The sequence below is a fragment of the Streptomyces sp. NPDC004721 genome, assembly GCF_053601495.1.
Map to the genome: position 1 here is coordinate 13,148 of NZ_JBSGBZ010000003.1, position 23,554 is coordinate 36,701.

16 protein-coding genes are annotated in these 23,554 nt (G+C 71.5%); 11 read left to right on the forward strand and 5 right to left on the reverse strand.

Features of this window, described 5'->3' with window-relative positions:
• Nucleotides 1–64: 64 nt before the first annotated feature.
• Both ACWEK3_RS03260 and ACWEK3_RS03265 read right to left on the reverse strand, forming a co-directional pair.
• The gene (locus tag ACWEK3_RS03260) at nucleotides 65–1,147 is read right to left on the reverse strand and encodes an ABC transporter substrate-binding protein (protein ID WP_453248781.1); all 1,083 of its coding nucleotides are present in this window, start codon (nucleotides 1,145–1,147) and stop codon (nucleotides 65–67) included.
• Nucleotides 1,148–1,407: 260 nt separating this feature from the next.
• A complete protein-coding gene (locus tag ACWEK3_RS03265) occupies nucleotides 1,408–4,707 on the reverse strand; it encodes a LamG-like jellyroll fold domain-containing protein (protein ID WP_453248782.1) in 3,300 nt (1,099 codons plus the stop codon).
• A gap of 471 nt (nucleotides 4,708–5,178) precedes the next feature.
• On the opposite strand from ACWEK3_RS03265, the gene ACWEK3_RS03270 reads away from it, so the two are divergent.
• Entirely contained in the window at nucleotides 5,179–7,641 is a 2,463-nt protein-coding gene (locus tag ACWEK3_RS03270) for a beta-L-arabinofuranosidase domain-containing protein (protein ID WP_453248783.1), read from the forward strand.
• Nucleotides 7,642–7,774: 133 nt separating this feature from the next.
• Here the strand turns inward: ACWEK3_RS03270 and ACWEK3_RS03275 are convergent, their stop codons facing one another.
• Entirely contained in the window at nucleotides 7,775–8,626 is an 852-nt protein-coding gene (locus ACWEK3_RS03275; RefSeq protein WP_390874148.1) for an NmrA/HSCARG family protein, read from the reverse strand.
• Between the two features lie 238 nt (nucleotides 8,627–8,864).
• On the opposite strand from ACWEK3_RS03275, the gene ACWEK3_RS03280 reads away from it, so the two are divergent.
• The 7 genes from ACWEK3_RS03280 to ACWEK3_RS03310 all read left to right on the forward strand — a co-directional run bounded on the left by ACWEK3_RS03280 (nucleotide 8,865) and on the right by ACWEK3_RS03310 (nucleotide 16,722).
• Nucleotides 8,865–10,151 carry a flavin-containing monooxygenase gene (locus ACWEK3_RS03280; protein WP_453248784.1) on the forward strand — a complete coding sequence of 429 codons (1,287 nt, stop codon included), beginning with the start codon at nucleotides 8,865–8,867 and terminating at the stop codon, nucleotides 10,149–10,151.
• Nucleotides 10,152–10,161: 10 nt separating this feature from the next.
• Complete coding sequence (locus ACWEK3_RS03285; protein WP_453248785.1) at nucleotides 10,162–10,632, forward strand: RidA family protein; 471 nt, start codon at nucleotides 10,162–10,164, stop codon at nucleotides 10,630–10,632.
• The gene (locus ACWEK3_RS03290; protein ID WP_388732501.1) at nucleotides 10,629–11,303 is read left to right on the forward strand and encodes a DUF1028 domain-containing protein; all 675 of its coding nucleotides are present in this window, start codon (nucleotides 10,629–10,631) and stop codon (nucleotides 11,301–11,303) included. The genes ACWEK3_RS03285 and ACWEK3_RS03290 overlap by 4 nt, the downstream gene beginning before the upstream one ends.
• Nucleotides 11,303–12,448 carry a M20 family metallopeptidase gene (locus ACWEK3_RS03295; protein ID WP_450543659.1) on the forward strand — a complete coding sequence of 382 codons (1,146 nt, stop codon included), beginning with the start codon at nucleotides 11,303–11,305 and terminating at the stop codon, nucleotides 12,446–12,448. Before ACWEK3_RS03290 ends, ACWEK3_RS03295 begins: the two co-directional genes overlap by 1 nt.
• A 401-nt stretch (nucleotides 12,449–12,849) precedes the next feature.
• Complete coding sequence (locus ACWEK3_RS03300; RefSeq protein ID WP_453248786.1) at nucleotides 12,850–14,292, forward strand: aspartate ammonia-lyase; 1,443 nt, start codon at nucleotides 12,850–12,852, stop codon at nucleotides 14,290–14,292.
• A 57-nt stretch (nucleotides 14,293–14,349) separates the two neighbouring features.
• Nucleotides 14,350–15,741 carry an MFS transporter gene (locus tag ACWEK3_RS03305; protein WP_453248787.1) on the forward strand — a complete coding sequence of 464 codons (1,392 nt, stop codon included), beginning with the start codon at nucleotides 14,350–14,352 and terminating at the stop codon, nucleotides 15,739–15,741.
• Between the two features lie 54 nt (nucleotides 15,742–15,795).
• A complete protein-coding gene (locus ACWEK3_RS03310; RefSeq protein WP_450543654.1) occupies nucleotides 15,796–16,722 on the forward strand; it encodes a LysR family transcriptional regulator in 927 nt (308 codons plus the stop codon).
• A 48-nt stretch (nucleotides 16,723–16,770) separates the two neighbouring features.
• Here ACWEK3_RS03310 and ACWEK3_RS03315 read toward each other — a convergent pair whose 3' ends face one another.
• Nucleotides 16,771–17,388: a TetR/AcrR family transcriptional regulator gene (locus ACWEK3_RS03315; protein ID WP_376547529.1), complete on the reverse strand. Its 618-nt coding sequence runs from the start codon at nucleotides 17,386–17,388 to the stop codon at nucleotides 16,771–16,773.
• A gap of 267 nt (nucleotides 17,389–17,655) precedes the next feature.
• Between ACWEK3_RS03315 and ACWEK3_RS03320 the strand changes: the two genes are divergently transcribed.
• From ACWEK3_RS03320 to ACWEK3_RS03330, 3 genes are all read left to right on the forward strand, one after another.
• A complete protein-coding gene (locus ACWEK3_RS03320) occupies nucleotides 17,656–19,128 on the forward strand; it encodes an aldehyde dehydrogenase (RefSeq protein ID WP_453248788.1) in 1,473 nt (490 codons plus the stop codon).
• Nucleotides 19,129–19,199: 71 nt separating this feature from the next.
• Entirely contained in the window at nucleotides 19,200–20,567 is a 1,368-nt protein-coding gene (locus ACWEK3_RS03325; protein WP_453248789.1) for an aminotransferase family protein, read from the forward strand.
• A 330-nt stretch (nucleotides 20,568–20,897) separates the two neighbouring features.
• Nucleotides 20,898–22,403: an APC family permease gene (locus ACWEK3_RS03330; protein ID WP_453248790.1), complete on the forward strand. Its 1,506-nt coding sequence runs from the start codon at nucleotides 20,898–20,900 to the stop codon at nucleotides 22,401–22,403.
• A gap of 208 nt (nucleotides 22,404–22,611) precedes the next feature.
• On the opposite strand, the gene ACWEK3_RS03335 is transcribed toward ACWEK3_RS03330, so the two are convergent.
• Nucleotides 22,612–23,079 (reverse strand): hypothetical protein, encoded by a 468-nt coding sequence (locus tag ACWEK3_RS03335; RefSeq protein ID WP_453248791.1) that lies wholly within the window; start codon nucleotides 23,077–23,079, stop codon nucleotides 22,612–22,614.
• Nucleotides 23,080–23,554 lie beyond the last annotated feature (475 nt).

Below are 23,554 nucleotides of genomic sequence, written 5' to 3' on the forward strand. Positions count from 1 at the left end.
CGTCGGTCGGTCAGCGGGGAGCGGGCCGCCCGGTCCGGGGCGGCCCGGGTGGCCCGAGGGCGTCTCAGTAGGCTCCGGACAGGGAGTCCTTGGCGTTGGACGCGTCGTAGGCGCGGTCGGAGATGATCACGTTCTCCGGGATGGACTCGCCGGCGAAGAACTTCTGCGCGGTCTCGAAGGCCAGCGGGCCGAACCGGGGGTTGGACTCGATCACCCCGTTGTACTGGCCGTCGGCCAGGGCCTGCACCGCGTTGCGGGTGCCGTCGATGGAGATGATCTTGACGTCCTTGCCGGGCTTCTTGCCGGCTCCCTTGAGGGCGGTGACGGCGCCCAGGCCCATCTCGTCGTTCTCCGCGTACACGGCGGTGATGTCCGGCTTGGACTGGATCAGCTGCTCCATCACCTGCTGGCCCTTGTCGCGGGCGAACTCGCCGGTCTGCTGGGCCACGATCTCGAGGCCCGGGGCCTTGGCCTTGATCTGGTCGACGAAGCCCTTGGTGCGGTCGGTGGTGACGTTGTTCCCGGACGAGCCCAGCAGGATCGCGACCTTCCCCTTGCCGCCGGTCACCTGGATCATCGCGTCCGCCGCCCGCTTGCCCTGCTCGACGAAGTCCGAGCCGAGGAAGGCCACATAGTCCTTGCAGGCGGTGGCGTTGAGCTTGCGGTCGACGGTGATCACGGGCACGTGCTTGGCCGCGGCGGCCTGGAGCGCCGGTTCCAGGCCGTCGGAGTTCAGCGGCGCCACGATCAGCAGTTGGGCGCCCTGGGCCAGCATGTCCTTGATGTCGCTGATCTGCTTGGACAGCTGGGACTGGGCGTTGGTGGTGAGCAACTTCTTGATGCCCAGTTTGGCGGCCTCGTCCTTGATGGACTGGGTCTCGGCGATCCGGAAGGGGTTGGCCTCCTTCTCGGACTGCGAGAAGCCGACGACCGCGTTCTTCAGGTCGACCTTGGTGGCGCCGTAGGCCTCCAGGGTGCAGCCCGATCCCGAGGAGTCGGCGGACGGCGACTGCACCACCTGGGCGCCCTGGCTGGTGTCGGAGGAGGCCGTGCCGCTGCCCTCCTCCTTGGAGCAGCCGGCGGCGAGGGCCGCGGCGGCAGCGAGGCAGACGGCGGCCACGAGACGGGATCTGCGAGGGCTGGTCATGGTCGTTGCACTCCTTGCGTGGTGGGGCGACTGCTGTGTCACGGCGAGGTCGACGACGTCGTCCGGATCGCCGAAGGGGGCACCGAAGGGGCGCCGCACGGTGGGAATACGGCGTCGCGCACGTTTCTCGGCAGGGGCAGGGGCAGGGGCAGGGGCAGGGGCAGGGGCAGGGGCAGGGGCAGGGGCAGGGGCAGCGGGTTAGGTCAGGGGCAGGGGGGACCGGGAGGCCCCCGGGGTGGACCGGGGGCCTCCCGCCGTCGTCACCGCGTGGTGGGTGCGGTGGGTTCGTGCGCTGCCAGCGAGGCCGCCTCGGCCCCGCTCAGGGCGCGGTCGTAGGCGTGGACGTCGGCGATCGCGCCGGTCCAGTGGTCGACCGGGCCGCCGTTGTACTTGCCGCGGCCGATCACCAGGTTCCCGGTGGGCACCTCTCCGTTGCAGGCGCGGGTGGAGCCCGCCTCGGTGCCGTCCACGTAGATCCGCAGCGCCCCGTCCCGGTGGCTGTAGCTGCCGACCAGGTGGTACCACTTGCCGGCCTGCGGCTCACCGATGCTGTTCGCCAGCGCCCGGGCGCCGGAGAAGCTGAACGCGAACCGCTTGTCGGCCTGGGAGTACTGCAGGTAGAAGACGCTGCTCCTGTCGCCGTCGATGGACACCGCGGTGCTGAAGTGCCCCTTGTCGTCCAGCCGGACCCAGGCGGCCACCGAGTAGTCGCCCTTCTCGGTGTCCAGGACGGGCGCGCCGGCGTCGACGTAACCGGTTTTGCCATCCAGTTGCAGCGCGCCGCCGTTCGGCCCGGAGGTCCAGGTCGCGCCGCCCTTGAGGGTGCCGTCGTGTCCGCCGGCGACGTCCGGGGCGACCGTGCCGGACTGCTGGTGCAGCGGCCACCAGGACACTCCGGCCGGTCCCGGGGTGCCCGGCGGGACGTTCACCCCGCCCGCGGCGGAGCCCGCCGCGATGACCTGCTGGTTGATCTCCCGCACCTGGTCGGGGAGCACCTTGACCACCTTGCGGTCGTAGGTGAGCAGGCCGTTGAGCTCGCCCTCCACGTCTGTGACCTGGGTGTAGACCGAGCCGGAGAGCCCGCAGGAGGCGCGCTGGATCAGCTTCCTGGTGTTCTCCACGTATGCCTTGGTCAACTCCTCGGTGCTGGTGGCGGCGTCGCCGTAGTCCTGACCGCCGGCGGTCCCCAGGATGTGGCCCGGAACGAGGTACGAGTAGCCGCCGTGCTCCCCGTCGACGGATGCCCGGGTGGCGTCGGGGGCGGGGTTCGCCGGACCGTGGTAGTCGTGGAAGTCGATGATGTCGCCTCGACCCGAATCACCCTTGGAGGCACAGCAGTTGACTCCGGAGTGGGCATCCACGAGACGGGACGGGTCCTGCTTCTTGACCGCGTCCGCGAGTTCACCGGTGGCGGCCTTGCTCCATTCGCCCCAGCCCTCGTTCATCATGGTCCACATGACGATCGACGGGCTGCTGATGTGCTGGTCGACGATGGTGTGCACCTGGTCGATGAAGGTCTGGGTCTCCGGTGTGCCGGCCGCCGCCGTCATACGGCTCGGCATGTCCTGCCACACCATCAGACCGAGCCGGTCGGCCCAGTAGTACCAGCGGGCGGGCTCCACCTTGATGTGCTTGCGCACCGCGTTGAAGCCGAGCTTCTTGTGCTCCACCAGGTCGTACTTCAGGGCCTCGTCGGTCGGCGCGGTGTACAGACCGTCCGGCCAGAACCCCTGGTCCAGGGTGGCCATCACGAAGGTGGGCTTCCCGTTGAGCACGATCTTGTTGACGCCGCCGACCGGGGCGACCTTGATCGACCGCATACCGAAGTAGGAGCCGACCTCGTCCTCTCCGGCACGTCCGCCGTCAAGCGTCACCTTGAGGTCGTACAGGTACGGGTCGTCCGGGCTCCACAGGCGCGGCTTGCTGATCGGGATGCGCAGCGCGGTACCGGCCCGGCCGGTGACCGATCCCACGGGCTTGTCGCCGGCGTAGGCGGTGGCGGTGACCTTCGCCGTCGGGGCGGTCCCGGCGGCCGGGCGCACGGTGACGGAGAGCGAGTTGTCCGACAGGTCCGGGGTGAGCACCAGTGAGTCGACGCTCGCCGCGGCAACGGGCTCCATCCAGACGGTCTGCCAGATGCCGGAGCTCGGAGTGTACCAGATGCCGCTCGGGTTGGTGGACTGCTTGCCGAGGGCGTACTTGTCGTTCGTGGTGTCCTTGACCTTCACCAGCAGGGTCTGCTGCCCGCGTCCGCTGAGCGCGTCGGTGACGTCGGCGCCGAACTCCTCGTAGCCGCCGGTGTGGTGGGCGACCTGCCTGCCGTTGACATAGACCCAGGCTTCGTGGTCGACCGCGCCGAAGTTCAGCCGCAGCCGGTTGCCCGATCCCACCTTCCAGCCGTTCGGCACGGTGAAGGTGCGCTGGTACAGCGACCAGTCGTGGTGTTTGGCGACGCCGGACAGGGCCGACTCCATCGGGTACGGCACCAGGATCTTCCCGGTGAGCTTCCCGGTGGGCAGCGCGGCGTCCTGCTCGGTGGCCTGGAACTGCCAGGTGCCGTTGAGGTTCTGCCAGTTCTTGCGGGTCAGCTGCGGCCGCGGGTACTCGGGCAGGGCGTTGTCGGCGGAGACGTCCTTGGCCCACTTGGTGGCGAAGTACCAGGTGGAGTTGTTCTGCGCCACCACGGAGAAGGGCCCGAGTTCGCCGTCGGCGGTGGTGATGCCGCCCTTGCCGTCGTAGCTGATCCGCACGTCGGCGTGGAGTGCGACGGGGGTGTCGTCCTTGCCGGGGGTGACCAGGAGCCTGGAGGCGTTGTTGGGATCCCTGGCCACGGTGGGGGACCAGAGGGCGCCTCCGGAGACCACCGCGAGGTGCTTGGCCGCGTCGGCCGGAACGGCCTCGACGGCGGAGGGCAGTTCGATCGTGGCGGTCCGCCCGGTCGTGGCGACGGTGCCCTTGGCGTCGGCGGGGGCGAAGCCGGCCGGCAGGTGCAGCGCCGAGTCGGGGACCGGCTGCCGGGAGAAGCCCGGCCCCGACCACTCGGTGTGCAGGTAGGCACCGCCGTTGCCCTGGTTGTAGTCGACCGCCAGGTCGTGCAGACCGGCCGTCAGGGTGATCGCCTCGGAGGTGGTCTGGACGTCCCAGTCGGTGGTCCAGTGGTCGATCACACTGGCCCCGTCGAGGGACATCCGGAAGCCGTTGTCGCCCTTGATGTAGAAGGTGTAGACGCCGTCCACGGGTACCTGGAGCCGACCCGTCCAGCGCACCGCGACGTTGTCCGTGGTCCCGGCGTAGGCGCGCAGCGTGGGCAGCAGGTCGTCGACGTAGAGGGAGTTGTCGATCCGGGTGCCGGTGTACGACGCGAAGTCCAGCGCCGTCCTGCTGGACATCCGGTAGTAGTCACCTCGCAGGCCGAGGTCGGCGGCCTCGGCGGAGGGAGGGGACGCCGCGGCGGGTGCGGCACTCACTTGGGCCGGGACCAGCAACGCGGCCCCCAGCAGCAGTGGCAGCAACGCAGCGAGTCGGCCGAGGAAGGGTATTCGGAGTCTGCCTGGGCTCATGCTCACCCTTTCCGTAACGGAAATTGTCCACGCCTGAACCTGCGCCGAAGGAGACGCTCGCGCCGCCCGTCACAGCGGGAAGCGCCATGGGAAGCGCAGCGGAAGCGTTCTTGTATAACGTTGGAAAAGTCGGCGCGGCAGCATGAAAGCAGGGCCCTCACAACCCTGTCCAGACCCCGAACCCCAACCGATGCGAACCGGCACGGCCCCGGCCGAAAGATGTCCAAGTCAGCGGCTGGCACGGGCCGTTCAAGGTCTGGACACGACTGCTCGCGCATGCTGTCATTCCTGTCGGCGGCAGTCTCTCCAACGTTATAAGGCGCGCTGACGCCGCAGTCGCACAGCGCCGCCGGCCGGTCCGCACGCGCCGGCCGTCACCCCCCACCACGACCACACGACCGCCGCCGGCCGGCGGTCTCCTCGTCGTCCCACCGCCCTGTCCCCCTTCGGCAGTTCAGGAAGGACGTCCGCATGGAACGTCGCGCGTTCCTCAACCGCTCACTGGCCGTCGTCGGTGGCGCCGCACTGGCGGGAGCGACGGGTCTGCCCGCGCAGGCGGCCGCGCCCCGGCCGCCGGTGCGCCTGGTCGGCCCCGCCCGCGCCCTCAGCCGATACCCGGCCAACCGGGCCCCGTTGCGGCAGGAGCCCTTTCTGCGGCTTCCCCCGGGCAGCGTCACCCCCAAGGGCTGGCTGCGCGAACAGCTCGACCTCCAGCTCAACGGCCTCAACGGGCGCCTGCCGGAGATCTCCGAGTACCTGTCCCCGGCCACCAGTGGTTGGGCCGTGCCCGACAGGGACGGCTGGGAGGAACTGCCCTACTGGCTGCGCGGCTTCGGCGACCTCGGCTACGTCACCGGCGACGCCAGGACCCTGGAGCTGACCCGCGCCTGGATCGACCGCATCCTGGCCACCCGGCAACCGGACGGCTTCTTCGGCCCGTCCGCGCTGCGCACGGCGCTGGGCGGCGGCCCGGACTTCTGGCCGTACATGCCGGTGCTGGACGCCCTGCGCACCTGGCACGAGTACAGCGGTGACGACCGGGTCGTCCCGGCGTTGCGAGGATGGCTGAAGTACCTCGATACGCAGCCGGCCGCACTGTTCGGACAGGGCTGGGGCTCCGCCCGCTGCGGCGACACCATCGACACGGCCTACTGGCTGTACAACCGCACCGGCGACTCCTGGCTGCTGGACCTGGTGCACAAGATCCATGCCAACAGCGCCGACTACACCACCGCGATCCCCACCTGGCACAACGTCAACCTGGCCCAGGGGTTCCGCGAACCGGCCCAGTACGGCGTTCTGGCCGGCGGCTCGGCCTTCCGTGACGCCACTTACCGTGTCTACGACACCGTGATGCGCCGGTACGGGCAGTTCCCCGGCGGCGGCTTCGCCGGGGACGAGAACGCCCGCAGCGGCTACCACGATCCCCGCCAGGGTTTCGAGACCTGCGGCATCGTCGAGTTCATGCACAGCCATCAGCTGCTCACCCGCATCACCGGCGACGCGGTGTGGGCCGACCGCTGCGAGGAGCTGGCGCTGAACATGCTGCCGGCCGCGCTCGACCCGCTGCAGCAGGGCATCCACTACGCGACCTCCGCCAACGGCATCCAGCTCGACAACGTCCCCAAGTCACATGGCCAGTTCGACAACCGCTTCGCCATGCAGGCGTACATGCCCGGCATCCACCAGTACCGCTGCTGCCCGCACAACTACGGCATGGGCTGGCCCTACTACGCCGAGGAACTCTGGCTGGCCAGCGCCGACGGCGGCCTGTGCGCCTCGCTGTACGCGGAGTCCTCGGTGCGCGCCGAGGTCGCCGACGGCACCACGGTCACCATCGCCGAACGCACCGACTACCCGTTCGGCGAGACCGTCGCGTTCACCCTGTCCACACCCCGGACGGTGCGCTTCCCTCTGTACCTGCGCGTGCCGGGCTGGTGCCGGGCCCCCTCGGTGCTGGTGAACGGCCGGCCCGCGCAGGCCCGCAGCAGCGGCGGGTACCTGGTCCTTGACCGCCCCTGGCAGCACCGCGACACCGTGGAGCTGCGCCTGCCCATGCGCACCACCGTGCGCACCTGGGGCGCGAACCGCGACTCGGTCTCCGTCGACCACGGTCCGCTGACCTACTCCCTCCAGATCGAGGAGGCGTGGACGCGGTTCGCCGGCACCGCGGACTGGCCCGAGTACGAGGTGCGTCCGGCCTCGCCGTGGAACTACGCCCTGGCACTGGACGAGAAGGACCCCGCCCGCTCCTTCATCCTGGAGCGCACCCGGGCCCGTGCCGCCAACCCGTTCACGTACACCGGAACCCCCGTCCGGATGAAGGCCAAGGCACGGCGTGTCCCCGCCTGGCAGGCGGACGACCAGAACGTGGCGGCGCCGCTCCAGCAGAGCCCGGTGCGCACCACCGAGCCGGTCGAGCACATCACGCTGATCCCGTCCGCCGCCGCGCGGCTGCGCATCACCGCCTTTCCCACGGTGGGATCGGGGCGGCGGGCGAGCGAATGGGCCGACTGCACCGCGTCCTTCAGCGGCGTGGACAGCCCCCAGGCCCTGATCATCAACGCCGCGGTCGAGCCCGCGGACTCCTTCGATCAGTCCATACCCCGCTTCACCTGGTGGGACCGGACCGGCACGGAGGAGTGGGTGCGGTACGAGTACGCCGAGCCGGTCCGCACGAGCGGGGTGTCGGTGTACTGGTACGACGACACCGGCCACGGCGCCTGCCGGGTACCGCAGTCCTGGCAGTTGGAGTACCGGTCACCCGCGGGCGCCTGGCAGCCGGTGAGCGGCGCCTCGGCGTACGGCACGGCCACCGACACGTTCAACCACGTCTCCTACGAGCCGGTGGCCGCCACCGCACTGCGCCTGCGCGTGCGACTGCGGCCCGGCGTCTCCGGTGGCGTACTGGCCTGGCGGGTCCGGCTTTCGTGAGGCCTCGGCCCGGGCGGTGACGGCGGCGGCGACGGCACGATCGCCCGCGGACGCCTCCGTCCTGCCCCGCTCATCCGCGTTCCCACCCCGGCCTCCGCAGGACCTGACGGGCCGGATCAGCGGACCGGCTGCCTCAGCGGGCCGGCGCGAACGTGCGGTGCGCCCAGTCGGCGAAGCCGCTCCAGGGGATCTCCGGGTGAGCGGCGTGCAGTGCGGGGATGTCGACGCGGTAGCCGGGTCCGTTCAGGAACGTCCACATCGCGTGCATGTCCGGGTTGGCGACCGCCGTCAAAGGCACTTGCTCATGGCGGACCTCCCGTCCCAGCGCCGCGCCGAGCGCGGCCGCCATCTGCGTGGGAGTGGGCGCGTCGCTTGCCAGCTCGATGCGCTGCCCGACGTAGCGGGCGGGGTTGAGCAGCACTTCCGCCGCGAACGCTCCGAGGTCGGGGCGGGCAAGCTGCTGCAACGGCCGGTCGGGCGGCAGCGGCAGGTCGAGAACGCCGCCGAGGATGCGCTCCGCTCCGCCGAGAGCGTTGTCGAAGAAATACGTCGGCCCCAGGATCGTATGGGGCACGTCGCCGGCGGCCAGTTCGGCCTCGATGCGTGCCTTGCTCTCGAAGTGCGGCACCCCGCTTTCCTGGTCGGCGCCGGCGACCGAGCTGAATACGAGATGCGGCACGCCCGCCTCCCCGGCGGCAGCCAGGATGGCCCGTCCCTGGCCCACCTCCGCCTCGACGCCGGCCTCGAAGGGGGTGGTGAACGCGAAGACGCCCGCCACCCCGCTCATCGCGGCGGCGAGCGACCCGCGATCGCTCAGGGATCCCGCCATCACTTCGACACCCCGGTCGGCCAGTTCCCGTGCCGCTTTCCGCGCGGGGTCGCGCACCAGCGCGCGGACCCGGGCCCCGCGGCCCAGCAGCGCGTCGGCAACGGCCCTGCCCTGTCCTCCGGTTGCCGCTAGCACCAAGACCGGCTCATCGACCATCGAGGGGTTCCCTTCCGTGTGGGCGGACGCGGCAACGGATCGCCGGCGCCGACCCCCACGGTAACCATCCGTCCCGCACGACACGCCCAGTGTCACGCCCCTTGATCGCATCTCGAAATCAGATCACTCACACCGGAAACATCTGTTCGACAGGTTTCCGGGGGCGCCCGAGGATGTCTCGTGCGGTAGCACAGTCAACGCGACACCGGAATGGACTACCGCCTGAGTGGAGGCTGAAATGCCCAGTGAAGAGACTGAAGTAGTCGTGGTCGGGGCGGGCCAGGCGGGCGTCGCGATGAGCGAGCACCTGGGAGCCCACGGCGTACCGCACATCGTCCTGGAGCGGCACCGGATCGCCGAGCGGTGGCGCTCGGAGCGGTGGGACTCCCTGGTCGCCAACGGGCCCGCGTGGCACGACCGGTTCCCGGGGCTGGAGTTCCCCGACGTCGGCCCCGACGCCTTCGTCTCGAAGGAGCAGGTCGCGGACTACTTCGTCATGTACGCCGAGAAGATCGGCGCCCCGGTCCGCTGCGGTGTCGAGGTGACCTCGGTGCGCAAGCACACCGGCCGGCCCGGCTTCCGGGTCGAGACGTCGGAGGGCTCCATCGACGCGCGCTTCGTCGTGGCCGCGACCGGACCGTTCCAGCGACCCGTGATCCCGCCCATCGTCCCGGACGGCGCCGTCCCCGCGCAGATCCACTCCAGTGGGTACCGCAACCCGGAGCAACTGCCCGAGGGCGCCGTCCTCGTGGTCGGGGCCGGCTCCTCCGGGGTCCAGATCGCCGACGAGCTGCGCCGGTCCGGCCGCCGGGTCTTCCTCTCCGTCGGCCCGCACGACCGTCCTCCCCGCGAGTACCGCGGACGTGACTTCTGCTGGTGGCTCGGTGTGCTCGGGATCTGGGACTCGGAGACCCCTCCCCGAGGTGCCGAACACGTCACCATCGCCGTCAGCGGCGCCCGCGGCGGCCACACCGTGGACTTCCGCGCCCTGGCCGGCACCGGCATCGAGCTTGTCGGCCTGACCACGTCCTACGACGACGGCGTACTGCGCTTCGCGCCGGATCTCGCCGCGAACATCGCGCTCGGCGACGACAAGTACCTCGCGTTCCTGCGGGCGGCCGACGAGTACGTCGAGCGCAACGGGCTCGACCTCCCCGAGGAGCCGGAGGCCCACGTCCTCGGACCGGACCCGGACTGCGTGACCAGTCCCCTCCTGGAGCTCGACCTGGCCGGGGCCGGCGTCACCTCGGTCGTCTGGGCGACGGGCTTCGCCACCGACTACGGCTGGCTCGAGGTCGACGCGTTCGACGAGAACGGCCGGCCGGACCAGCGGCGAGGAGTGTCCACCGAGCCCGGCGTCTACTTCCTGGGCCTGCCCTGGCTGTCCCGCCGCGGATCGAGCTTCATCTGGGGCGTCTGGCACGACGCCAGATACGTCGCCGACCACATCGCGACCCAGCGGGGCTACCTCGCGTACGGCACCACCGACCGGCCCGGCGCCACGCCGGCGGCCCTGACGAACTGAGGAGCAGACGATGACCTCCACGAGCGAGGGCCGTCAGGCGCGGACCCCGATCGTCGCCGGCGGGCACACCCGGATCCGGCCGTTCAACACGCGCGACACCTATCCCGAGCAGAGCCTCGACAACGACCTCTGCCAGGCCGTCGTCGCCGGCGACACGGTGTACGTCCGGGGTCAGATCGGCCAGAACCTCGACACCAGCGAGTCCGTGGGCATCGGTGATGCCGAGACCCAGGCCGAGCAGGCGATGGCCAACATCAAGATGCTGCTCGAAGAAGCGGGCAGCCGGATGGAGCACCTGGTCAAGCTGACCATCTACCTGATCGACCCGCGCTACCGCGAGGCGGTGTACCGCACCGTGGGCCGCTGGACCAAGGGCGTGCACCCCATCTCCACCGGCCTGGTCGTCTCCGCCCTGGCCCGCCCGGAGTGGCTGTGCGAGATCGACGCGATCGCCGTGATCCCCGAGGAGGCGCGGGCATGACCTTCTCCCTGGTGGTACGCGACGGTCAGCGGTTCGGCATCGTGGCCAGCTCGTCGAGTCCGGCGGTCGCCGCCCGGGTCGTCCATCTGCGGCCCGGGGTCGGCGCGGCGGCCTCGCAGAACGTCACCGACCCCACGCTCGGCACGAGCCTGCTGGACGGGCTGGCCGACCACGGCGACGCGGAGCGCGCCCTGGCCGACGTCACCGGCGCGGCGCGGAACGCGAAGTCCATCGAGTACCGGCAGCTGACCGTGCTGGGCCGCTCCGGTGCCGGGTTCGCCCACAGTGGCTCGCAGACCCTCGGCAAGCACGCCTCGGCCACCGCGGACGGCGCGGTGGCGGCCGGCAACATGCTGTCCGGCGAGCACATCCCCGGCGTTCTCCTCGACGCCTACGCCGCGGCCGGCGGGGAGCTCGAGGAGCGTCTGCTCACCGCCCTGAAGGCCGCCGTCGCGGCCGGCGGCGAGGAGGGGCCGGTGTACTCCGCGGGCCTGGCGGTCGTCGCGGACGTGGACTGGCGGGTGACCGACCTGCGGGTGGACTGGGCCGAGGATCCCGTGGACCGGCTCGGCGAACTCCTCGACGTCTGGCTGCCGCAGCGGGACGACTACGTGCGGCGCGGACTCGACCCCGCCGCCGCTCCTTCCTACGGCGTCCCGGGCGACCTGTGATGAGCGCGCTGAAGGAGGCGGCCCGGCAGGCGGTCGACCGCCGGGCCGAGGAGCTGATCGGGCTCTCCGAGCGGCTGCACGCCGACCCGGAGACCGCCTGGGAGGAACACCGGGCCGCCGCCGCCGTACCGGAACTGCTGGACCGCGCCGGATTCGACGTCACCTCGTCCTACCTGGGCCTGGAGACGGCGTTCCTCGCCCGGTTCGGCAGCGGGCCCGTCCGGATCGCGCTGTGCGCCGAGTACGACGCGCTGCCGGGCCTCGGCCACGCGTGCGGGCACAACCTCATCGCCGCGAGTTCGGTGGGGGCCGCGCTCGGCCTGGCCGCCGTCGCCGACGACGCCGGCCTCACCGTGGAGGTCTACGGCACCCCGGCCGAGGAAGGCGGCGGCGGGAAGATCGAGATGCTCGACCGGGGCGCCTTCGCCGGAGTGGACCTCGCGATGATGGTGCACCCGGCGCCCGTCGACGTCGCCGAGGCCCGCCCGTTCGCGGTCAGCCACTCCAGGATCTCCTACGCCGGGAAGTCCGCGCACGCCGCGGCCTACCCGGAGGCCGGGGTCAACGCGGCCGACGCCTTCACCGTGGCCCAGGTCGCGATCGGCCTGCTGCGCCAGCAACTGCCGGGCTCGGCCAGGGTGCACGGTGTGGTGACCCACGCCGGGGACGCCCCGAACGCCATCCCGGAGCGGTCGACCGGCCGTTGGTACGTACGCGCGGAGACACTCGCCGAACTGGCCGAGCTGGAGCCGCGGGTCATGCGGGCCTTCGAGGCCGGTGCCCTCGCGACCGGCTGCGAGCTGGAGATCGAGCCGGAGAGCAAGCCGTACGCGGAGTTCCGCACGGACGAGACCGCCCTCGGGCACTACCGTGCGAACGCCCTCGCCCTGGGCCGGGAGTTCGCGCCGCCCGGCCAGGCCGCGCGGATGAACCGCGCCTCCACCGACATGGGCAACGTCTCGCAGATGGTGCCGGCCATCCACCCCTACATCGGCATCGGATCCCTGCCCGCCACCAACCACCAGCACGAGTTCGCCGCGTACTGCGTGGGCGCGGCGGCGCAGCGGGCCCTGCTCGACGGGGCGATCGCCCTGGCCTGGACCGGCGTGGACCGGAGCGTCCCGGCCGGGGGAGCGGCGGCGTGACGGGGGCGGCCGCCGCCATGGCCGCGCGGACCGGTCGCGTGCCGTGGAAGCACCCGGGAGACGTTCCGCCCGGGTCCGGCACGGCAGTGGTCACCCCCGGTCGGTTCGACGGGGTCCACCGCGGCCGCAGGCGGCCGCTCGAGGCCTCGCCCGGTGCCGGCCCGGGTCCTTGGCACGGCGGCCACCGCTCGCGGCCCGGCCCGGTGCCGTGCCGGCGCCCTTGGCGCGGCGGCCGGTACTCGCGGCCTCGCCCGGTGCCGTGCCGGCGCCCTTGGCACGGCGGCCGGCGCGGTGACCTCCGCCCACCGGCCGCCCGGTCCGCCTGGCCCGGACCGCCTTCCCGCGACGCTCAGCGTGCCGTTCACCGGCCCCCTCGATCCCCTACGACCCGGAGGACCCCGATGCCCCCGACCCCAGGCCCCCGGCACACCGCCCCGGCGGACACCAGGTACCGGACGGAGCACGACATGCTCGGCGACGTCGACGTGCCGGCGGACGCCTACTACGGCGCGCACACCGTCCGAGCGGTGGCCAACTTCCCCCTGACCGGGGAGACCCTCGCCGCCCGGCCGCACCTGATCCGCGCCCTGGCGGCGGTGAAGCACGCCGCGGCCCGCGCCAACGCCGAGGTCGGCGCGCTGGACGGCGCACTCGCGTCGGCGATCACGGACGCCTGCGCCGAGATCCGTGACGGCGCGCTGTGGGACCAGTTCGTGGTCGACCTGATCCAGGGCGGCGCGGGCACGTCGACCAACATGAACGCCAACGAGGTGATCGCCAACCGCGCCCTGGAACTGCTCGGACGCTCCCGCGGGGAGTACGCGGTCCTGCACCCCCTCGACCACGTCAACCTCGGGCAGAGCACCAATGACGTCTATCCGACCGCGGTGAAGCTTGCGCTGGACGCGCACATCGCCGAACTGCTCGTCGCCCTGGCCGGCCTGCGCGAGGCCTTCGAGACCAAGGCCGCCGAGTTCGCCGACGTGCTGAAGATGGGCCGCACCCAACTCCAGGACGCCGTACCCATGACGCTGGGCCAGGAGTTCGGGGCGTTCGCCGCCACCCTCGCCGAGGACGAACTGCGGCTCGCCGAGGCCAGGTTGCTGCTGCACGAACTCAACCTCGGCGGCACGGCGATCGGCACCGGGCTCAACGCCCGCCCTGGCTACCGGGAGCGCGCGATGGAGCATCTGCGCCGGCTGACGGGGATCCCGACGCTGCTGTCCTCGCCCGACCTCATCGAGGCCACCCAGGACGTCGGTGTCTTCGTCCAGCTGTCCGGCGTGCTCAAGCGCATCGCCGTGAAACTGTCCAAGATCTGCAACGACCTGCGTCTGCTGTCCTCCGGACCGCAGGCTGGGTTCGGCGAGATCAACCTCCCCGCACGGCAGGCCGGATCGTCCATCATGCCCGGCAAGGTCAATCCGGTGATCCCCGAGGCGGTCAACCAGATCGCGTTCGAGGTCATCGGCAACGACGTGACCGTCACCCTCGCCGCCGAGGGCGGCCAGCTCCAGCTCAACGCCTTCGAACCGGTCATCCACCGGAGTCTGACCGCCGGCCTCGAGCACCTGACCGCGGGCATCAAAGTCCTCACCGAACACTGCGTACGGGGCATCACCTGCAACCGGAACCGGCTCGCGGAGACCGTCGCGGCCTCCACCGGACTGGTCACCGCGCTCAGCCCCGCACTCGGCTACGAGACCGCCTGCGCCCTCGCGCTGGAGGCGCACCACACCGGCAGACCCGCACTCGACCTCATACGCGAGCGCGAGCTGCTGACCGAGGCGGAACTCCGCGAACTCACCAGCCCCGCCTCCCTGACCGGCCTGCCCGCCCTCTGAGGGCACGGGCAGGCGCACAACTCCCGGCTCGTCACCCATCCCCACAAGGAGGTGCGTATGCGCACCAGTAACAGCGGCGCCACGACGACCGAAGCCGTGGCGGCCACCGACGCGGTCGCACTGCGCAGGAGCGTCGCCGCGGGAGCCGTCGGCGTGTTCGTGCACTGGTTCGACTGGGCTGCCTACGCCTATCTCGCCAGTACCGTCGCGACCGTGTTCTTCCCGGCCGAGAACAGCACGACCGGACTGCTCGCCGTGTTCGGTGTGTTCGCCGTGTCGTTCGGCATCCGGCCGGTCGGTGCCCTGGTGTTCGGACCGCTCGGCGACCGGATCGGCCGCAAGCGCACCCTGTCACTGGTCATCTTCATGATGTCCGGCGCGACCCTGACGATCGGCCTGCTGCCCGGCTACGCGTCGATCGGGATCGCCGCCCCGGTGCTCCTGGTGCTCCTGCGGCTGATCCAGGGCTTCGCCGCGGGCGGCGAGTTCGGCAGCGCGGCGAGCTTCCTCGCCGAGAGCGCGCCCCGGCGCCGTCGCGGATTCGGGGTGAGCTGGCTGGAGGTCGGCTCCCTGCTGGGCTTCCTCGCCGGCTCGTTCGTCTTCCTGCTGCTGTCCACGGGACTCGACGACGGCCAGCTCACCTCCTGGGGCTGGCGCATCCCCTTCCTCGTCTCCGCGCCGCTGGGCGTCATCGGCTTCATCATCCGCAACAAGATCGAGGACACCCCCGAGTACCGGATGCTCGAAGCCAGCGACTCCATCCCGCGCAGCCCCGCGCGGGAGCTGCTGCGCTCCCACAAGCGGCAACTGCTCCAGGCGGCGGGCCTGATGGCGGCCATGCACGTGCCCTTCTACGCGGTGCTGACCTACCTCGTCACCTATGAGACCGACCACCTGGGCCACTCGGCCGACAGCGCCGCACTGCTGTCCACGGTGATCTCGCTGGTGGGCCTGGTGCTCGTGCCGCTGTTCGGCCTGCTGTCCGACCGGGTGGGACGCAAGCCGGTGTTCGTCGGGGCGACGGCGGCCCTGCTGGTCGTCTCCACCCCGGCCTTCCTCCTGATGCGGACCGGGCTCGCCGGGACCTGGATCGCCGGACTGCTGCTCGGCGTGATCCTGGCGGCCATCCTCGGCACGTACGCGGTGTGGTCGGCGGAGACCTTCCCCACTCGCACGCGTCAGAGCGGTCTGTCCATCGCCTACAACGTGACCGCCGCCCTGTTCGCCGGCACCGTGCCGTACCTGATGACCGTGCTCATCTCCGCGACCGGCAGCACCCTGGTGCCCGGCCCGTACCTGATGGTGTTCGCCGCCGGCGGTCTCGTGGCCGCCCTGTCCCTGCGGGAGACCGCCGGTTCCGCCCTGCTGCGCCCCGAGGACGTGCCCGAGAACGTGGCCGAGGACGTGGCCGAGGACGTGCCCGAAGCGGCCGCAGCCGAGGTTCGCTAGACCGTGCCGCATAAGGTCGGCACCGACACGGATCGCCCGGCGCAAGGGTCACGTATGACGGCACCAGTGGGTTTCACGCTCGTTCAGCTCCGCTATTTTCTCGTCGCCGCCGAGCGCGGTTCGATGACGGAGGCGTCGGCGGAGTTGCACATCGCGCAGTCCGCCGTGTCCGCGGCCATCCACAACCTGGAGCGCGACCTCCAGGCGCAGCTGTTCATCCGCCGGCGGGGCCGGGGGCTGACCCTCACACCCGCCGGGGAGAGGCTCCAGCAGCAGGCGCGGGATCTGCTGGCCCGCGCCCGCGAGGTCGAACGGGAGGCCCGGGGAGAGGGCGAGACCATCTCCGGGCCGGTGGCCGTCGGCTGTTTCGTGACCCTGGCCCCCTACTACCTGCCCCACCTGTTCAGCGAGTGCACCAGACGCTATCCGGGCATCGAGATCGACGTGGTGGAGGCGGAGACGGACCAGCTCGTCCACGCCCTGGCGGCGGGGCGCATCGACTTCGCCCTCACCTACCACCTCGGTCTGTCGGCCGAGCCGGACCTGAGCAGCGAGACGATCGCCCGCGCCCCCGCCTATGTCATCGTCCCGGCCGATCACCCGCTGGCCGGTCAGGGCAGCGTGGAGCTGGCCGAACTGTCCACGGAACCGCTCGTCCTGCTGGACCTTCCCCACAGCCGCGACTACTTCCGCGCGCTGGTGGCCGCCACCGGCACCGCGCCCGACGTCCGCTACCGCACCCAGAGCTACGAGACCGTGCGCTCCCTGGTGGCCCGGGGACTCGGCTACTCCGTGCTCAACCAGCGCCCGGCGACCAGCCAGACCTACGGCGGCGGCGAGATCGCGGAACTCCAGCTCCGGGACGCCTCCCCGCTCGAAGTCAGGATCGCCTCCCTGGAGGGCGTCACCCAGACCGCTCGCGCCCGAGCGGTGATGGACCTGCTGCGTGAGATCGCCGCCGCCCGGTCCACCGAGGCCTGAGCCGGCAGCCGCTCACCGGGGACGGATCCGAGCGGTGCCCGCCGAGCCCTACAGGCCGGCGCAGCCCGTCACCGCCCGGGCATGGGCCAGAATCAGCTCGCGGGCCCTGTCGGGCCGCAGGGCCGCGTTGCGGCTGACGATGTGCAGACCGTAGCCGTCCTCCAGGGCCACCAGCCCGTGCGCCAGATCGTGCGCCGACGCGGCCAGGGAGAACACACCGGTCGCGGCGCCGACCTCGAGGGCGGTCGTGTAGAGAGCGACCTCCCGGGCGAAGAGGGAGGTCATCAGTTCGGCGTGGCCGGGGCTGCGGCCGGCGCGCCGGTGCAGTTCGTACAGCAGGCCGTGGACCGGGTCCTCCGTCATGCTCGGCAGACCGCTGTGCAGCAGGGCCCGCAGCCGTGCCGCCGGATCCTCGGCGGGTGCCTCGTCGTAGGCCCCCTGCCGCGAGGACAGATAGCTCTCGACCGCGCCCCGGTGCACCTCCAGTACGAGGTCGTCGAGCTCGGGGTAGTAGTACAGGACCGAGCCCTGGGAGACGCCCGCCGCGTCCGCGATGTCCTTGATGCGCAGGCCCTCCAGGCCGCGCTCCGCGATGGCCCGTCCCGCGGCGGAGACGAGGGCCTGCCTGCGTGCCGTCTGGTTGCGTGGTCTACCGGCTTTCCCCATGGTGGCCAATTCTCTGATACCCATCTCAGTCTTCGCAAGAAGTTTCAGTCAGAAGCATTGACGGCCGGTTCGCCTATTGTTTGAATCTCGACTCAAAGAAATCGGTGCAGGCACGCGCTGCCGAGCCGCCCGCCCCGTCGCGCCCGCCGTTTCCGGACGGCCCCCTGAGAGGGTCCGGGCCACAGCCGATCGAGACGGCCCAGGCCGCACCCGATCCGAACGGGCACCGGTTCGCCCACGTCCCACGACGCAATCGAAGGCCACAGCATGCAGACGTACGCCCACTGGCGGCAGCGCGCCGCCGACCTCACGCCACGCACGCGCCTGTTCATCGACGGAGCGTGGAGCGACCCCGCCGACGACCAGTGGATCCCGACCGTGAACCCCGCGACCGGCAAGACCACCGCCCATGTGGCGGCCGGCTCGGCCGCCGACGTCGACCGGGCCGTGACCGCGGCCCGCACCTCCTTCGAGGGCGGCCGCTGGTCGCGTACCGCACCCGCCGAGCGCAAGCGGGTCCTGCTCGCCCTCGCCCGCCTCATCGAGGAGAACAGCGAGGAACTCGCCCTCTGCGACACCCTCGACATGGGCAAGCCCATCGCGGAGTCCCACGGCACCGACGTGCCCGGCGCGGCCGGCGTCTTCGCCTGGTACGCGGAGGCCGTCGACAAGCTCTACGACGAGGTCGCCCCGGCCCCGCCCGGGAACCTCGCCCTCGTGCGCCGCGCCCCGCTGGGCGTCGTGGGCGCGGTGGTGCCCTGGAACTTCCCCCTCGACATCGCGAGTTGGAAGCTGGCGCCCGCCCTGGCCGCGGGCAACAGCGTCGTGCTGAAGCCGGCGGAGCAGTCCCCGCTGTCGGCACTGCTGCTGGCCGAACTCGCCTCGCGGGCCGGCCTTCCCGACGGCGTACTGAACGTCGTCCCCGGCCCGGGGGAGACGACCGGGCGTGCTCTCGGTCTCCACCCGGACGTGGACACCCTGGTCTTCACCGGCTCCACCGCCGTGGCCAAGCGGTTCCTCGCCTACTCGGCCGAGTCGAACATGAAGCAGGTGTGGCCCGAGGCCGGCGGCAAGAGCCCCAACGTGGTCTTCGCCGACGCCGACTTGGAGGCCGCCGCGGAACGCGCCGCCTGGGGCTTCGTCTACAACTCGGGCCAGGTGTGCTCCGCCAACACCCGCCTGATGGTCGAGGCCTCCGTCGCCGAGGAGTTCACGGCCAGGGTCGCCGAACACGCCCGCGGCTGGCTGCCGGGCGACCCGCTCGACCCCGCGACCCGTCTCGGGCCGCTCGTCGACGAGGCCCAGGTGGAACGCGTCCTCGAAGCCCTGCGGTCATCGGGCGGCACGCTCGTGTGCGGCGGCACGCGACCCGACCGCGACGGCGCCTACCTCGACCCCACCGTCGTCACCGGCCTCGGACCCGACGCCCCGCTCGTCCGGGAGGAACTGTTCGGCCCCGTGCTGACCGTGCTGCCCTTCCACGACGAGGACGAGGCGGTCCGCCTCGCCAACGACTCCGCCTACGGACTGGCCGCGTCCGTGTGGACCCGGGACCTCGGCCGGGCCCACCGCGTCGCCGACGCCCTCCAGGCGGGCACCGTCTCCGTCAACACCGTCGACGCGCTCAGCCCGTTCACCCCCTTCGGCGGGTTCAAGCAGTCCGGTCACGGCCGTGACCTCTCCCTGCACTCCTTCGACAAGTACACCGGCCTGAAGACGACCTGGATCGCCTACGGCTGACCGCGCCGGCGACACCAGGCCTCCCGGCCACCACACCCACCACCGGCACCGAGCAAAGGACGCACCCTCTCATGACCAGCAACGCCGCCGACCTCATCGAGCTGGACCGAGCGCACATCATCCACCCCTACCTGCCGGGCACCGCCACCGAGCGCGTCGTCATGACCTCCGGCTCCGGCTGCCGCCTCACCGACACCGAGGGCCGCAGCTACCTCGACGCCACCGGCGGCCTCTGGCTCGCCCAGGTCGGCCACGGCCGCACGGACCTGGCCGACGTCGCCCACGAGCAGATGAAGAAGCTGGAGTACTTCACCAGCTTCTGGGAGTTCTCCAACGAGCGCGCGATCGAACTCGCCGCACGCCTCGCCTCCATCGCCCCCGACCCCCTGAACCACGTCTACTTCACCTCGGGCGGCTCCGAGGGCAACGAGGCGGCCATCAAGATGGCCCGCTACTACCACCACCGGCGCGGGGAGAGCAGCCGGACCTGGATCCTGGCGCGCAGCAAGGCCTACCACGGCATCGGCTACGGCGGTGGCTCGGCCACCGGCTTCCCCGTCTACCACGAGGGCTTCGCGCCGATGATGCCGCACGTCTCCCACCTCACGCCCCCGTGGCCGTACCGCTCCGAGCTCTACGGCGACCAGCCGCTGAGCCCCGAGCAGGTCACCGACTTCCTCATCCGCGAACTGGAGGAGCGCATCGCGGAGATCGGCCCGCGGAACATCGCCGCGATGATCGGCGAACCCATCATGGGCGTCGGCGGCATGCTCGTCCCGCCGGCCGACTACTGGCCCCGGGTGCGCGAAGTCCTCGACCGGCACGGCATCCTGCTGATCTTCGACGAGGTGGTCACCGCCTACGGCCGCGTCGGCGAGTGGTTCGCCGCCCAGTACTTCGGCGTCACCCCGGACATCATCGTCACCGCCAAGGGCATCACCTCCGGCTACGTCCCGCTCGGCGCCCTCCTGGTCGGCGACCACGTCGCCGAGGTCCTGCTGCGCGACCACGGCTTCCCCATGGGCTACACCTACAACGGGCACCCCGTCGCCACCGCGGTCGCCACCGCCAACCTCGACATCATCGAGAAGGAGGGCCTCCTCGCCCGCGCGACGAGTCTCGGCGCCTTCCTCCACGGTGAACTCGAGGCCCAGCTCGGCGAGTTGCCGATCGTCGGCGAAATCCGCTCGGTCGGCATGATGCTCGCCGTCGAACTCGTCCAGGACCGCGCCACCCGCGCACCCCTGCCCCTGAACCCCGACCGGATGCCCCACGACGTCATCCGCCGCGAGACCGGCGTCATCGTGCGCGACTCCGCACACAGCCTGGTGCTGTCCCCGCCGCTGATCATGACCGAGGCCGAGGCCAAGGAAGCGGCCTCCGCGCTGCGCGGCGTCCTGGAGCGCACCGAGCCCACCGGCGAGATCCGCGCCGCCTGACGCCCAGGTGGGAGGCCCGGATCGCGACCGGGCCTCCTAGTGCCCCGACAGACAGCGTTCGCCCCGTCGCGACGCCCGGCACGCCCTCTCGCCGCACCGGCCGAAAGCCCAAGTACGTCCAGTACGAGGACTTCCGGCCGGCACTCCCCCAAGCTCTTCGAGCAGGGGGGACCCCCAGAGCACGCACCGGACGCCGCTCCTTGACGGGCAAACGTTGCCTGCCGCGGCACTAGGCCCTGTCGCCCAGCACCACCCGACACGGACTCCACGCCGTCACGGCGCCCGCACGCGCCCCCTCGCAGTTACTCCTCTCCCTCCTAGGAACTGCCCGTGTCCTCCAACCTCTCGACGACCGAACCACGCGACACCCAGCCCGCGGCCGGCGCCCTGCAACGCAGCCTCAAGCGCTTCGACATCACTGCCATGGCCATCGCCGCGGTCATCTCCTTCGACACCGTCGGGCAGATCGCCACCGGCGGCGGCGAGGCCGCCACCTGGACGGCGGTCATGGCCCTCTTCTTCCTCGTTCCCTACGCCCTGCTGTTCGCCGAGACCGGCGCCGCGTTTCCCCAGGAAGGCGGCCCGTACGTATGGGTCAAGCTCGCCCTCGGCCGTCCGGCGGCCGCGCTCACGACCCTGTTCTACTGGGTCACCAACCCCGTCTGGCTGGGCGGTTCCCTGGTCTTCCTTGCCGCGCAGACCTGGGACGGCTTCGTCTTCCACCTGGGCTCGGGCACGGTGGCCGACTACACCTTCAAGCTGCTGTTCGTCTGGATCGCCATTCTCACGGCCGTCGTCTCCCTGCGCCGCGGCAAATGGATCACCACCGCGGGCGCGGCGGCGAAGGTCCTCGCCCTCACCGTGTTCACCCTCACGGCCGTGCTCTACGGGGCGCGGCACGGCTTCCAGGGTCTGACCGACACCCGCTTCACCCCGACGACCGCCGGCTTCCTCGCCCTGGTGCCGATCCTGCTGTTCGCCTACGTCGGCTTCGAAGCACCCAACGCCGCTGGCGAGGAGATGCACGACCCCCAGCGCGACGTGCCCGCCGCACTCGGACGCTCCGCGACCGTCGCGGCCTGCTGCTATCTGCTGCCGGTCCTCGCCCTCCTGGCCGTCGTACCCAAGCAGCAGGTCACCGGCATCGGCGGCTTCATGGAGGGCGCCCGCCTCGTCTTCAGCGTCTACGGCGGAGCGGCCGGCCCCCTGCTGAAGCTCACCGCCGTCATGTTCGTCTTCGCCCTGCTCACCCAGGGCAGCGCCTGGATGATCGTCAGCGACCGCATGCAGGCCATGGCCGCCGCTGACGGGGGCTTCTTCACCCGCGCCCTCGGCGCCTTCCACCCGCGGCTCGGTACACCAGTGCGCACCAACCTGCTCTCCGGAGCCGTGGCCACGGTGTTCATGCTCGCCGCCATGCGGCTCGCGAACGGCGACGCGGCCGACGTGTTCGCCGTGGTGCTCACCGTCGCGGTCACCACCCTGCTGCTGTCCTACCTGGTCGTCATCCCCGCCCTGGTCCTGCTGCGGATCCGCCGGCCGGACGTCCCACGGCCCTACAGCGTCCCCTTCGGCAGCCGCGGCTTCCTGCTCTGCGCGGCACTCGTCTACGCCTGGATCCTGATCGGATCGTGGTCGGCGCTCTTCCCCGGAGTCCTGGAACACCTCTTCGGCATCGACTACGTCTTCCACGACGTCTGGGGGGTCTCGCGTACCTCGTTCGAAGCATTCACCCTCGGCACCGTCGCCGTACTGCTGATCGTCGGGGTCGTCGGGGTACTGGCGGCCCGCCGCGAGGACGCCGTGGCGGGCGCGGCCGACGGGGCCGGTTCCTAGTGCCCCGACAGGCAACGTTCGCCCCGTCGTGACGCCCGGCACGCCCTCTCGCCGCACCGGCCGAAAGCCCAAGTACGTCCAGTACGAGGACTTCCGGCCGGCACTCCCCCAAGCTCTTCGAGCAGGGGGTACCCCCAGAGCACGCACCGGACGCCGCTCCTTCACGGGCAAACGTCACCTGCCGGGGCACTAGCTACGCCCACCGGGCTCAGCGCAGGATCGACTCGTCGAAGACGGTCACCGACCACTGCCGGGTGTTCAGGTCCTGCTTCCAGGCCAGCCGCGGCAGTCCGTCGGTCGCCACGGTGTGGAAGTCCCTGCCGCCGATGCGGAACTCGGTCGTCTTCACCTCGCCGTCCTTGGCCCAGACGAGTTCCGGCACCCAGACGCAGTCGGCGCCGCCGGTCGACACGGTGAGGGCGATGCTCAGGGTCCGGCCGCCGGTGATCTCCTGCGGGAGGGACGGGCCGCCCGAGTAGCGCACGGTCGCGAAGTCCGCGTTCCCGTCGAGGTCGGCCGCGGCTTTCACGGTGGTCGGAGAGGTGCCGCACTCCCCGCTGTCCAGGCCGACCAGCGTGGCCCGGTCGGGGGAGGGGGCCGGGGCGCGCCGGAGCACCTTGATCCGCAACTCCTTGATGAGCAGCGGCCGGGTGTCGGGCGGCTGGACGTCGATCACGAGGTGGGTGTTGCCGGGGTCTCCCGTCGTGTCGTCGATGACGGCGGGGTCGGGGCGCCGTCCGCCAGCGCGGGCGGTCCGGTGAACGCGCCGGACGGCCTGTTCACCACGTAGGCCTGCCAGGGGCAGGTGTAGGAGTCCCGGAGGGAGTTGATGCCCTGTTCCCCGGCCTCGGACTGGTCCGCCGGCCGTCCCTCCGCCGGGGACGGCGGCGGGGGCGCGGGCTCCGAGGGGGAGGCGGCCGGGGCCGGGGAGTCCTCCGACGGGGTGGCGGGGGCCGGCGGCGTCGGCCGTTCGGAGACGGCGGTCCTCGGGGAGCGGGAGCCGGTCGCGTACAGGTCCGGCTTGTCGTCCTTGAACTGGTCGCCGATCCAGCCGAAGCCGTTGGTGACGGCCCGGTTCCTGCCAAGGCAGGCGGCGAGCCACCGGTGGGTGACTCGCCGCGTGCTTTCGCCGGCTTGGGCCGGTCATCCGT

What these genes read in the sequence shown, in the direction of transcription:
- ACWEK3_RS03260 (WP_453248781.1), bottom strand. Translation starts at nt 1,147, where the DNA reads ATGACCAGCCCTCGCAGATCCCGTCTCGTGGCCGCCGTCTGCCTCGCT.
- ACWEK3_RS03265 (WP_453248782.1), bottom strand. Translation starts at nt 4,707, where the DNA reads ATGAGCCCAGGCAGACTCCGAATACCCTTCCTCGGCCGACTCGCTGCG.
- ACWEK3_RS03270 (WP_453248783.1), top strand. Translation starts at nt 5,179, where the DNA reads ATGGAACGTCGCGCGTTCCTCAACCGCTCACTGGCCGTCGTCGGTGGC.
- ACWEK3_RS03275 (WP_390874148.1), bottom strand. Translation starts at nt 8,626, where the DNA reads ATGGTCGATGAGCCGGTCTTGGTGCTAGCGGCAACCGGAGGACAGGGC.
- ACWEK3_RS03280 (WP_453248784.1), top strand. Translation starts at nt 8,865, where the DNA reads ATGCCCAGTGAAGAGACTGAAGTAGTCGTGGTCGGGGCGGGCCAGGCG.
- ACWEK3_RS03285 (WP_453248785.1), top strand. Translation starts at nt 10,162, where the DNA reads ATGACCTCCACGAGCGAGGGCCGTCAGGCGCGGACCCCGATCGTCGCC.
- ACWEK3_RS03290 (WP_388732501.1), top strand. Translation starts at nt 10,629, where the DNA reads ATGACCTTCTCCCTGGTGGTACGCGACGGTCAGCGGTTCGGCATCGTG.
- ACWEK3_RS03295 (WP_450543659.1), top strand. Translation starts at nt 11,303, where the DNA reads ATGAGCGCGCTGAAGGAGGCGGCCCGGCAGGCGGTCGACCGCCGGGCC.
- ACWEK3_RS03300 (WP_453248786.1), top strand. Translation starts at nt 12,850, where the DNA reads ATGCCCCCGACCCCAGGCCCCCGGCACACCGCCCCGGCGGACACCAGG.
- ACWEK3_RS03305 (WP_453248787.1), top strand. Translation starts at nt 14,350, where the DNA reads ATGCGCACCAGTAACAGCGGCGCCACGACGACCGAAGCCGTGGCGGCC.
- ACWEK3_RS03310 (WP_450543654.1), top strand. Translation starts at nt 15,796, where the DNA reads ATGACGGCACCAGTGGGTTTCACGCTCGTTCAGCTCCGCTATTTTCTC.
- ACWEK3_RS03315 (WP_376547529.1), bottom strand. Translation starts at nt 17,388, where the DNA reads ATGGGGAAAGCCGGTAGACCACGCAACCAGACGGCACGCAGGCAGGCC.
- ACWEK3_RS03320 (WP_453248788.1), top strand. Translation starts at nt 17,656, where the DNA reads ATGCAGACGTACGCCCACTGGCGGCAGCGCGCCGCCGACCTCACGCCA.
- ACWEK3_RS03325 (WP_453248789.1), top strand. Translation starts at nt 19,200, where the DNA reads ATGACCAGCAACGCCGCCGACCTCATCGAGCTGGACCGAGCGCACATC.